This is a genomic window from Psychrobacter proteolyticus, assembly GCF_038155145.1.
Taxonomy (GTDB): domain Bacteria; phylum Pseudomonadota; class Gammaproteobacteria; order Pseudomonadales; family Moraxellaceae; genus Psychrobacter; species Psychrobacter proteolyticus_B.
Genome location: NZ_JBAKAY010000006.1, coordinates 277,752 through 288,753, shown reverse-complemented (window position 1 = coordinate 288,753; position 11,002 = coordinate 277,752). Strand labels below are relative to the sequence as shown.

Annotated in this window: 11 protein-coding genes; 7 read left to right on the top strand and 4 right to left on the bottom strand. The window is 42.0% G+C overall.

Features of this window, described 5'->3' with window-relative positions; translation table 11 throughout:
• Positions 1 to 227 (top strand): Na+/H+ antiporter NhaC family protein (locus V6252_RS09890; RefSeq protein WP_341610270.1); only part of this gene is annotated, 227 nt, incomplete at its 5' end.
• Between the two features lie 37 nt (positions 228 to 264).
• Here the strand turns inward: V6252_RS09890 and V6252_RS09885 are convergent.
• On the bottom strand, positions 265 to 1,170 hold the full coding sequence (locus tag V6252_RS09885) for a LysR family transcriptional regulator (protein WP_341610269.1): 906 nt from the start codon (positions 1,168 to 1,170) through the stop codon (positions 265 to 267).
• A gap of 137 nt (positions 1,171 to 1,307) precedes the next feature.
• Between V6252_RS09885 and V6252_RS09880 the strand changes: the two genes are divergently transcribed.
• The 3 genes from V6252_RS09880 (at position 1,308) to V6252_RS09870 (ending at position 3,469) form a co-directional block, all read left to right on the top strand.
• A complete protein-coding gene (locus tag V6252_RS09880; protein WP_341610268.1) occupies positions 1,308 to 1,688 on the top strand; it encodes a DoxX family protein in 381 nt (126 codons plus the stop codon).
• Positions 1,689 to 2,034: 346 nt separating this feature from the next.
• Entirely contained in the window at positions 2,035 to 2,748 is a 714-nt protein-coding gene (locus tag V6252_RS09875; protein ID WP_341610267.1) for a pirin family protein, read from the top strand.
• A gap of 109 nt (positions 2,749 to 2,857) precedes the next feature.
• Entirely contained in the window at positions 2,858 to 3,469 is a 612-nt protein-coding gene (locus V6252_RS09870) for a nitroreductase family protein (protein WP_057761493.1), read from the top strand.
• Positions 3,470 to 3,643: 174 nt separating this feature from the next.
• On the opposite strand, the gene V6252_RS09865 is transcribed toward V6252_RS09870, so the two are convergent.
• From V6252_RS09865 to nadR, 3 genes are all read right to left on the bottom strand, one after another.
• The gene (locus tag V6252_RS09865) at positions 3,644 to 4,078 is read right to left on the bottom strand and encodes a DUF962 domain-containing protein (protein WP_102091859.1); all 435 of its coding nucleotides are present in this window, start codon (positions 4,076 to 4,078) and stop codon (positions 3,644 to 3,646) included.
• Between the two features lie 221 nt (positions 4,079 to 4,299).
• Positions 4,300 to 5,031, bottom strand: coding sequence for a nicotinamide riboside transporter PnuC (gene pnuC / locus V6252_RS09860; protein WP_160022375.1), 732 nt, complete (start codon positions 5,029 to 5,031; stop codon positions 4,300 to 4,302).
• A 109-nt stretch (positions 5,032 to 5,140) separates the two neighbouring features.
• Positions 5,141 to 6,199 (bottom strand): multifunctional transcriptional regulator/nicotinamide-nucleotide adenylyltransferase/ribosylnicotinamide kinase NadR, encoded by a 1,059-nt coding sequence (gene nadR, locus V6252_RS09855; RefSeq protein ID WP_341610266.1) that lies wholly within the window; start codon positions 6,197 to 6,199, stop codon positions 5,141 to 5,143.
• A gap of 744 nt (positions 6,200 to 6,943) precedes the next feature.
• Here nadR and V6252_RS09850 point away from each other — a divergent pair.
• The 3 genes from V6252_RS09850 (at position 6,944) to glyS (ending at position 10,721) form a co-directional block, all read left to right on the top strand.
• Complete coding sequence (locus V6252_RS09850) at positions 6,944 to 7,156, top strand: PspC domain-containing protein (protein WP_057761485.1); 213 nt, start codon at positions 6,944 to 6,946, stop codon at positions 7,154 to 7,156.
• A gap of 475 nt (positions 7,157 to 7,631) precedes the next feature.
• Positions 7,632 to 8,618, top strand: coding sequence for a glycine--tRNA ligase subunit alpha (gene glyQ / locus V6252_RS09845; protein WP_341610280.1), 987 nt, complete (start codon positions 7,632 to 7,634; stop codon positions 8,616 to 8,618).
• Positions 8,619 to 8,627: 9 nt separating this feature from the next.
• Positions 8,628 to 10,721, top strand: a complete 2,094-nt coding sequence (gene glyS, locus V6252_RS09840) for a glycine--tRNA ligase subunit beta (protein WP_341610265.1) — start codon at positions 8,628 to 8,630, stop codon at positions 10,719 to 10,721.
• Positions 10,722 to 11,002 lie beyond the last annotated feature (281 nt).

Below are 11,002 nucleotides of genomic sequence, written 5' to 3'. Positions count from 1 at the left end.
ATCCTAAGAATTTGTCGCGGACGATTGAGGATGCGGGAACGGTGATTAATCCATTGGTGCCTTGGAGTGTGTGCGGGGTGTTTATCAGTCAGGCGCTAGGGGTGCCGGTATTAGACTATTTGCCTTATGCATTCTTCTGTTATTTGTCATTGCTATTGACGTTGCTATTCGGGTTCACGGGGCTGACGATTAGTCGGGTTAAAGAGGATAATATGACTCAACACTAGTAACAATTGATATCATTAGGGATAACAGAAACATGGGCTAATATTGATCCCAGTACGGGTTGTCACCGAATTGCTCTGCAATAAAATCAATCAAGTAACGACAACGCTGCGACAAAAAACGATTCTTTGGATAAACAGCATAAGCCGTTAGGGTTGGCAATTGATAGCGTTGTAAGACAGGTACAAGCTCGCCAAGCGCCAGTTGTTTATAAGCAATAAAAGTCGGCACAAAAGTAATCCCATGGCCCTTGACTGCCAAATCCACTAAGAACTCACCATTGGTGGCTTTAATTTTGGCATCTATTGTACGATGATGACTTCTGCCTTCAGTATCCACCAAGTTTATACTATTGGTTTGACCGAGACTGTATTGCAAAAGCGCATGGTTGTCTAAATCGTCTAGCGTCTCAGGCGTGCCCATTCTTGCTAAATAGTCGGGACTGGCGCAAATCACACAACGAATCAATGCCAACTTTTTTGCTTGATAACTAGAATCTTGTAGCTCTCCGATTCGAATGGCCAATTCATAGCCTTCTTCAATCAAATCGATACGTCGGTCAGAAAAATCCAGATCGAATTTCAGATTGGGATGTTTATTGGCGTATTTATCAATTACATCGTTCAGATGCATGAGTCCAAAGGACAACGGCGCTGTCATCTTTAGCGTACCTTCAATACGCATGGGAGCGTCAGTAGCATGCTCATTGACAGCGTCAACCTCACGCAAGATATTGTTCACTTGCTGATAATACTGCTCACCAGCTTGCGTCAATTTAGATTGGCGGGTAGTACGGCTGATTAATTGACTGCCTAAACGCTCTTCCAATTCTTTGAGTCGGCGACTGACGGCTGATTTTGCAATATTTAACTGCTCAGCAGCCTTGGTAATACTACCTGCCTCAACAATGCGTACAAACATTGCCATGTCTTCTAATTGACCCATTATCGATGCCTCATGATTGTTCTTACACCAAGAACTTATATTTGTGATTATTGCTGTTTATCCCATGCTAGTCAACGCCTATAATCGCGCTATTCTCTACTTAGAGACATGATTAAACACACTTTTGGAGCATCATTATGGACAAATTACAGCAATTTAGCGCACCGCTCGGTCGTCTATTATTATCAATCATTTTCATCTTTGCAGGCATTGGTAAAATCACAGACTATGCGACTACTCAAGGCTATATGGAGTCAGTAGGTGTGCCTGGTATGTTGCTACCATTGGTAATCGCGTTTGAGGTACTAGGTGGTATCGCTATCTTGCTAGGTTATAAAGCTCGTCCAATCGCTTTCTTGTTTGCCGGGTTTAGCATCGTGTCAGCCATTATTTTTCACCAGTTCTGGGTTGATGAATCGCAAATGAATTCATTTATGAAGAACGTCGCGATAGCTGGTGGATTCTTAATGATTTTTGCTCATGGTGCGGGTGCTTACTCAATAGACAATAAACGATAAGCAATCAGTAGCTGAGTTACCTCTTATACGCTTACGAAGAACAATCATGAATGGATAATTTCAAATAAAGAGCGTCATAAAATTTTCACAGAAAACCTTAACAACAGACAGTTTTGTTATATAAGCATAACTTAAATTAATTTATATAAAGTTAGCTGTGCTAATATATGTAAAAAATCTATATTACGTTAAAACCGCCCTGATTGTTCTATAAAAAAGAATAGTTAATTGCATTTAGTGTTGTTTATCTATGTAGAATTAATAATTATAATAAGCCCATTGTTTAAATAGATTAATCGATAAGAAGTATATAGAGGATTAATCTGTTGATAGCTAAGGATAAATAATGAAAACAATCTATCATGCAGCAGACTCACGTGGCGATGCCAATCATGGCTGGCTTAAAAGCAGACATACCTTTAGCTTTGCCAATTACCATAATCCTGAGCGCATGGGCTTTGGTGCCTTACGCGTCATCAATGATGATTTCGTCATTGGCGGTCAAGGGTTTGGCAAACACTCGCACCGTAACATGGAAATTATCAGTATTCCTCTATCCGGCAAGCTCGCTCACGGCGATAGTATCGGCAACGAGGGCATCATAGAAACTGGTGAAATTCAAGTGATGTCAGCGGGTACAGGCATTACCCATAGTGAAATGAATGGTGACGATGCAGAGGCTGTGAGGTTTTTGCAAATTTGGGTAATACCAAACAAAATGGATGTCGCACCGCGTTATCAGCAGGTGCATATGAGCGATATCATGCGACCTAACGAGTTTAGCCAAGTGCTATCACCTAATGCTGATGATGCAGGTGTTTGGATTCATCAAGATGCTTGGTTTAGCATGGGTGGTTTTGACGAAGGTGTATCGCAGACTTACCAGTTAAATGATCCTAACAATGGTGTCTACGTATTTGTCCTCAGCGGTGAAGTCGTGATAGATGACAATACTTTGGTTAGTAGAGATGGTTTGGGTATTTGGGATACTCAGAGTTTTACGATGGACGCAACAGTAGCTAGCCGTGTGCTAGTGATGGAAGTACCGCTATTTATGTAGTCATTGAGAAGCAAAGCAATTTATCAATTAAAGTACTCATACCAATAAATATTAACGCTAAAAATTATTTTTATTAATAACTATTTTACTAACAACATGGAGAAACACTATGTCAGATTTAACAACATTACAGCAGCTAGCAGAAAAACGTCGTTCTATCTATGCGCTAAGCAACCAACTGCCAGTAGCTAATGACGAAATCGTAAAAATAGTTGAACATGCTATTTTGCATACGCCATCGTCGTTTAACTCGCAATCGACACGTATCGTTGTATTGTTCGGCGATGACCATCGTAAATTGTGGGATATGACCGAAGATACGTTACGCGAAATCGTTGGTGACGAAGAGAAGTTTAAATCGACCAAAGAGCGTGTCAATGGTTTCCGTAATGGTGCTGGTACGGTGCTATTTTTCGAAGATCAAGCAGTCGTCAGAGGCATGCAAGAAGCAGCGCCACTATATGCTGACAACTTCCCAATCTGGGCAAGCCAAACCAGCGCCATGCATCAGTATGTTATCTGGACGGCACTAGCCAGTATCGATGTTGGCGCAAACTTACAGCACTACAATCCAGTAATCGATCAAAAAGTAGCTAGCGCTTGGGATATCGACAAAGACTGGACGCTAAATGCACAATTGGTATTTGGAACGATTGAGCAGCCAGCAGGCGAAAAAGCATTCAAGCCAGTCGAAGAGCGTATGAAAGTTTTTGGTGCTTAATATAAGTTAGTTTATTCTATTTTATATAGCCCTAAAAGCTTATGTAAAACAAAAAGCGCCACTCAGTAATTTCTGGGTGGCGTTTTTTTATTGATGATATTCTTTTGTTGAGGGTCAAGATTGTAGAGGTTATCAATAGCCTACAGCTAAGCTAAATTACGCAGAGATTAACGACTATTTACGCTGCATCAAACTGTTAGCCACCCATGCTGGACCAATTAACAAAAACTGCAAATCTTTAAAGAAAGAAGGTTTTTTGCCTTCGATTTTATGCCCAATGAACTGGCCAATCCATGCAACGACAAATACCGCTGCCCACGCTTTGAAGCCCCATGGCATCGCTGCCATCACTGATAGACAGATAAGAATAAACATCCCCATCGCTAAAAATAGTGGCGTAGATAAACGCATATAAAACAGTAACACCAATGCGCTTAGTACCAAGGTAAACCATACGGATAGTGACATGCCCATACCTAACAGGCTGACAAAGATGGTTGGCACACATAGCCAATGGATCTTTTTATTGACCAAGTTTTGGTGACTGACAGAGTACTCACTAAGCCATTGCTCTAGCGTACGTTTGGACATTTTTGGTTGACGAGACATACTAACCTCCCTGTTAGTAAATAAGATAAGTAACTCATACTAGCTAATGGACTCGCTACTGATCTCAGTATGAAGATGATTGTTAATATCAGTTGTAGCACTAATTGCGCCTGTCTACCATGTTATCTGATAGACGGCACAGTCAATTTCACTCGTACTATTGATACTATATCAGCAAGGTTTTATTTAAAATCCCAAGGGGTTTTTGTATAAGAGACGCATTATCCTTGCTCGCTGCGATGCCATTCATACAGGCCGATAAAGGCGTTTACTTGATACACCATAGTCTGAATAGCAAAGATATAGTTGCCAGACATGAGGTTCACAATGAGCCAGACAAAGTTGACGATAATCCATAACCACCAGTTAAATGAATAACGCAGAATCATAGCTGCCTGAGCGGTAATAGAAAGCACAAAGGCAATGACATTAATCCAAAAGAAAGAGATAAATCCCAAAAACAGACTACTATCATCTTCTACGACTGCATAGCCGTAGCTCGCTAGTAGATCATTTATCGTAGGAAACAAGGCAAGACCAATAATAATAAATGCAGCGGTGATTAACCAGACAGCTTTACTCGCTGATTTAGGTATCATGTCGCCATCAGGATCGGTATGCTTCGACCAATAAAAAATCCCGTAGACATGAGTGAAAAAGTTAAACAGTGGCGCAAGCATCAAACCAACTGCGCCAGACGTTGCCTGCACGATGACCTCCCCTGCGGTCGCCCCCATACCAAAGCCATTGCCCATGACGTTTTTGCGAAATGATAGCGAGACCACGCAAACCAAACCAATGAACGAGACCGCTAAATAAAACCAATCAAGCGTGGTATGGTCTGTCGTGAGCCAAAAACCTGCGGACAAAGCAATAACACCGCAAATAAACCAAATGATAATCCATTGCATCGCCCATTTTCCGGTGATGTTGTCCAATAGCTGAATACGCATCGCTTTTCCCCTAAAGTAAATACTGATATCAATATAGTGCTAACTGTCATGTATTAGTTAAACAACGTGTGCTAGTTGAATAAATTATTATAAATATGCTCAGTACAGCTTATGATTTTTTGCCATAGATATATTGATCAATCAATAGTAATGCTTGCTGGTAGCGAGCATCATAGTCGGGCTGATCGATCGTATGCGGCGTAATATCGTGACGCGCAAAAATATCTATCAAACGCTGCTCAAAGCGTCCACGATCTTCAGGCGTACCCAAAGATCGCATACCATCATCAACCCATGGTGTATTGTTATCTAACATAATGGTGTGGTCTAAACGAAACTCATCAATACAAGCAGCCACAAAGGGATGCGTGCGACCCTCGTATTCTTCACAAAATGCTTGCGTAGTGACAAAGTCAGTATCAACGATGGTGATAGGGGCCGTTGCATTGGCTTTAGCTTCTCGGATTGCCTCAGCATGATCAAGACAAATAGGGCCATAATCACTGTACTGTAATCCAACCTCGCTACCACCCAAATCTGTACCGACATACAGACGCCCCATCTCTAAGGCAAAGCTGGCACCATAATAATTGGCAAGCTTATGTACCAGCGTTGTCTTGCCTGAGCTTTCACCGCCGACGATAGCGACAGTCTTGGTATAGTCGACGCGCGCTTGTGGGTGAAGTGCTGACCAATGGGTAACTGGATCACGCGCAATCGCATAAGAGTCAAATTCGAGCTGTAGCGGCGTAGTAACGACTGGCAAAAGCAGCTGCTTTTGTATGTCATTGCGAGTGAGCGGATGGTTGTCCGCCGTAAACAATACAGTCTCTGCTGATAGTGATAGTGCGTCCATTAAGCGTTGTAATTTGGCATTGCTAGCAGCGATATCGATACTGACATCATCACTGGCACTATACAGATGTTCGTGCAGCGGTAGCTCTATCTCATGAGTAGTATGAATATGAATAAATGGCAAGTCGGCACAGGCCATCTGTAGCCAGCGCGCTTTGTCTTGTAAGGTGATGGTAAAATCTGGATGCGGCGATGGATGCGCCATAATAACGATATGCAAGGTTTTGGCTTGTCCTGCTGCATCCAATATGCTGCGCATCTGCCCTAAATGCAGCGGCTCGAAATGTCCAATCATCAATCCAGTGTCGTACATAGTTATCCTTATTATTTTTTTATTCTAATCTCAGTGTTCCATGTCTATTCCAAAAAATACGGCTAATACTGTCTAAGTTAAATGATCCAAACTAGACATCTATCAAGATCCAAAGTAGACACCTATTAAGAATCGTAATACCAACCACGTTCTTTACTTCAATATTCTTCGTAAAGGTATTTTTATCTAACAGTTGAGCAGTGTTATAACTTTCATTATAGAACGTCTGAAAACCTAAGTTGCTTATCAGCATGGTATAAAGGTTTTGGATGATTTGCAGGTGGGTTATTGTAAAAATAAGGTATATCGCACGTACACGGAATCGCAGGTTTTTTAATTGAGGATTCTTTTAATCGAGTAAACTTGGTTAACTAAAAGATTATTCAGACTATAAAAAGTTCCACTCGATTTTATCGTTATGAAGCAAGCTTATCTCTTTGATTAAATTAAAAATAACAAGATACGTGAAGCGAGATTGCAAGGTTATAGCAACAAAAATGATTTTGAAACATTTTGAAATAACTATTTAAAATCAGGGGCTTGCATGGTGCTATGACAGATTAGGGTAAGCTTGAGTAGCATAAATTCACAAAGTACTGCTATACCTTCAACAGATAAATCCTGAAATATTGATATACTGATTCGTAAGTTAGCAAAGCAAGATAATGTTTTAGTTAAATACGTAAGACAATCAGAAAATAGAATAAAAAATAAACAAGAATAGAAAATAGAGGGGTATTTGATTTGGCTAAGTTAGCAAAATTACATCGCTCACCAAATAATCGCATGATAGCAGGTGTGATGGGTGGCATTGCAGAGTACGCTGGTTGGTCGCCAACATGGGTGAGAGTATTATTTGTCATCATCTCATCGTTAAGCGCAGCAGTACCAGGCATTTTGATTTATATCATCTTATGGATAATTATGCCAAAAGCCAACAGTCAGTCTTATCAATAACAAGAGCCTGATAATTGTTTTCAAAATTAGCTTTTTTAAAATTAGGTTTTTTGAACCAGTTAAAGAGTCAAGTTTAAGTTAGATGTAGTTGCTAAAAACAGTAGACCTCCAAAAAATAAAAAGCCTGATCAATCAGGATGCCCAAGATACAATTTTCCTCCTGCCCGAATGCTAGCGCATTTGGGTATTTTTTTATTCATTATATTAGTGCGAATTCTATGATGATTTGCCTGCAAATACGCTATACAACCGAGGTTTTATGCTCACTATGCAAATTTAGTTGATGTAAATATGGATAAAATAGTCAATTTTTAGTAAGGTGAGCAGGCAGATAGAGTCGTTGCCGAATAGGTCGCGCGAGCGCTATCAGAGATTTATTTAATAATACTCATTTCACAGTGGCTATACTATGAAAACCGAAACTATGACATCCCAAGCGATAACCCCGATGACCCAAGATAAAGACTCTCAACCGATGACTTTTCAAGATTTAATCTTAACTTTGCAAAATTATTGGGCCGATAAAGGCTGCGTTGTATTGCAGCCCTACGACATGGAAGTCGGTGCAGGTACTTTTCATACCGCGACGTTTTTGCGCTCGTTAGGTCCTGAGCGCTGGAATGCGGCCTATGTACAGCCATCACGTCGTCCTACTGACGGGCGCTATGGTGATAACCCGAACCGTTTGCAGCATTATTATCAGTTCCAGGTTGTACTAAAGCCAAATCCACCGAACATCCAAGAGCTGTATTTGGACTCACTACGAGCCATTGGTATTGATCCATTGGTGCATGATGTGCGTTTTGTAGAAGACAACTGGGAATCGCCAACGCTTGGTGCGTGGGGACTTGGTTGGGAGATTTGGCTAAACGGTATGGAAGTCACGCAGTTCACGTACTTCCAGCAAGTCGGCGGTATCGAGTGCTTCCCAGTCACTGGCGAAATCACTTACGGGCTTGAGCGTTTGGCCATGTACGTACAGGGCGTCGATAGCGTTTATGATTTGGTCTGGGCAGATGGTGAGTTTGGCCGTGTCACGTATGGCGATGTCTTTCATCAAAACGAAGTCGAGCAGTCTACCTACAACTTTGAGCACGCTGATGTGCCTATGATGGGTGAGATGTTTGACTTTTATGAGCAGCAAGCCGACAAATTGGTCGATGCAGGATTGCCGTTACCAGCTTATGAGATGGTATTAAAAGCATCTCATGCGTTTAACTTGCTTGATGCACGCGGCGCTATTTCAGTGACTGAGCGTCAGCGTTTTATCCTACGTGTACGTACGCTTGCTCGTAAGGTCGCCATTGGTTATGTCGAAGCTCGTGCCAAATTAGGTTTCCCGTTGGCTGATGAAGAGCATCGTCAAGCGGCATTCGACAGATATCTACCAAATGAGGATACTGCCCTTGCATCTGACAATGTTTTTGATACCCAAAACTCTACTACTAACAACAATAAATAGGAGCATCCCATGAGTACTATTCTATTTGAACTGGGGTGTGAAGAGCTACCTCCAAAGAGCCTAAAACCATTACGTGATGCACTACAATCAAGTGTCACTGAGCAATTGACGGCAGCTGATATTACCTTTGATAGCATCAAATCCTTTGCTGCTCCGCGCCGTTTGGCAATTCAGATTCAAGGTATTAGCGATAAGCAGCCTGATCGTACTGAGCAAAAACGCGGACCAGCGATTAAAGCGGCGTTCGATGCAGAGGGCAATCCAACACGTGCGGCCATGGGTTTTGCCAAAGGTTTGGGTATTGAAGCCAGCGAGCTTACGACGATTAATACCGATAAAGGTGACTATGTTGGTTTTGAGCAGACAATCCGTGGTCAAGCGACCACTGAGTTACTGCCTGCTATTTTTCAGACCGCGCTAGATAATTTGCCAATTGCTAAGCGTATGCGCTCAGGTGCTAGCCGTAACGAGTTTGTGCGTCCAGTACAGTGGGCAGTATTGATGCAAGATGATACTGTCATTGATGCTACTATCCAAGGTCATCAGACTGGTACGCAAACGCGTGGTCATCGCTTCCATAGCCCTGACTACCATAATATTGCTCATGCCAATGATTATGAAGAATTACTAAGTGGTCTAAAAGTGGTGGCAGATTTTGATAAGCGTCAAATGCTGATCAAAAACCAAGTTAAAGCTTTGGCAGATGAAGTCAATTCTGATGCCATCGTACCGCAGGATTTGTTAGACGAAGTCACCGCATTGGTCGATTTCCCAATTGCGCTACGAGCAAGCTTTGAAGCGCGCTTTTTACAAGTACCGCAAGAAGCGCTTATCTCGACCATGCAAGCGGATCAAAAGTATTTCTGCTTAACCGATAAAACTGGCAAGCTGCAGCCGTATTTCATTTTTATTACCAATATTGAATCAAAAGATCCTAACCAGATTATAGAAGGTAATGAAAAAGTTGTACGTCCACGTTTGGCTGATGCAGAGTTTTTCTTCTTGCAAGATCAAAAGCAGCCCTTGTTTGCGCTCACAGAAAGCCTAAAAAATCGTGTATTCCAAGACAAACTGGGTACGATTTGGGAGAAGTCTGAGCGTATTGCTAAATTGGCAGCATTCATCGCCGCGTTGATGCAGCAGCAAGGCCACGATATCAATGTCGATGAAACCGTACGTGCGGGCATTTTGTCTAAAGCAGATTTGGCCAGCTCGCTTGTCGGCGAATACCCTGAATTACAAGGTATCGCAGGTACTTATTATGCGCGTCTAAACGATGAGCCAGAAGCGGTTGCCGCCAGTTTAGAAGAGCAGTATCTGCCGAAATTCAGTGGTGATGTATTGCCACAGACACCGATTGGTATTTGCTTAGCATTGGCTGATCGTTTGGATACATTGGTTGGTATTTTTGCGATTGATCAAGCACCAACGGGTTCAAAGGATCCGTTTAGCTTACGTCGTTCTGCTATTGGTATATTGCGTATTTTAATCGAAAAGCAGTTGCCGATTAATCTGGTTGCGCTCGTTGAGCAAGCGATTAAAGGCTATGGTGATGCTGAAGGTAGTAAGATTGCCAAAATGGGTGATACTTTTACCCAAGTCATGGCATTCCTAAACTCGCGCTACCGTGCGATGTATACGGAGCAGGGCGTTAGCGTCGATACGATTCAGGCAGTGCAAGCGATTAACCCGCATATGCCGCTTGATTTTGATCAGCGTATCCGTGCAGTGCAAGCATTTAGCGAGCTGTCACAAGCGTCGATGTTGGCTGACTCAAACAAACGCGTTGCTAATATATTGGCCAAGTCAGAAGTGCGCGTGGCTGATACAGTCGATGAAGCACTACTGTCTGAATCTGCTGAGCAAAACCTATATGCGAATGTGAAGCAAGCACAGACAGTGGTACAACCATTGCTTGAGCAAGCGGACTATACGCAAGTATTGCAAACGCTGGCTAGCTTAGATGAGCCGTTGACCCAGTTCTTTGATCAAGTAATGGTCAATAGTGAAGATGCCGCGCTTAAAAACAATCGCTTGGCATTGCTAAAGCAGGTTCGCGCCTTGTTCTTGACGGTAGCTGATATTAGCGAGCTACAACTGTAATCCTGCTAAAAGCTGATTTTTATTTTAGCCTGATTGTTGCTTTAACTTGACGGTTATTTTTGATAAAAAACCTGGCTTATCGTGGCCAGGTTTTTTTGTTGTACAGTTGACGGATTTGTTGGTAGGTTTATCTAGTGGATATAACCAGTCAGTTAGCGCAATCAGCAATTAAACGGTAAAGGCATTGTATTATCGCTATTATTGACGGTAAAATTTATGCTATCAAAACGTCTTAAATAATCTTATTTAGTAGATTTTATTATTTCTCACGTTTACCCGTA

Coding starts and splice junctions, on each gene's coding strand:
- V6252_RS09885 (WP_341610269.1), bottom strand. CDS start 1,170: ATGGGTCAATTAGAAGACATGGCAATGTTTGTACGCATTGTTGAGGCA.
- V6252_RS09880 (WP_341610268.1), top strand. CDS start 1,308: ATGGACAAATTACAGCAATTTAGCGCACCGCTCGGTCGTCTATTATTA.
- V6252_RS09875 (WP_341610267.1), top strand. CDS start 2,035: ATGAAAACAATCTATCATGCAGCAGACTCACGTGGCGATGCCAATCAT.
- V6252_RS09870 (WP_057761493.1), top strand. CDS start 2,858: ATGTCAGATTTAACAACATTACAGCAGCTAGCAGAAAAACGTCGTTCT.
- V6252_RS09865 (WP_102091859.1), bottom strand. CDS start 4,078: ATGTCTCGTCAACCAAAAATGTCCAAACGTACGCTAGAGCAATGGCTT.
- pnuC (WP_160022375.1), bottom strand. CDS start 5,031: ATGCGTATTCAGCTATTGGACAACATCACCGGAAAATGGGCGATGCAA.
- nadR (WP_341610266.1), bottom strand. CDS start 6,199: ATGTACGACACTGGATTGATGATTGGACATTTCGAGCCGCTGCATTTA.
- glyQ (WP_341610280.1), top strand. CDS start 7,632: ATGACTTTTCAAGATTTAATCTTAACTTTGCAAAATTATTGGGCCGAT.
- glyS (WP_341610265.1), top strand. CDS start 8,628: ATGAGTACTATTCTATTTGAACTGGGGTGTGAAGAGCTACCTCCAAAG.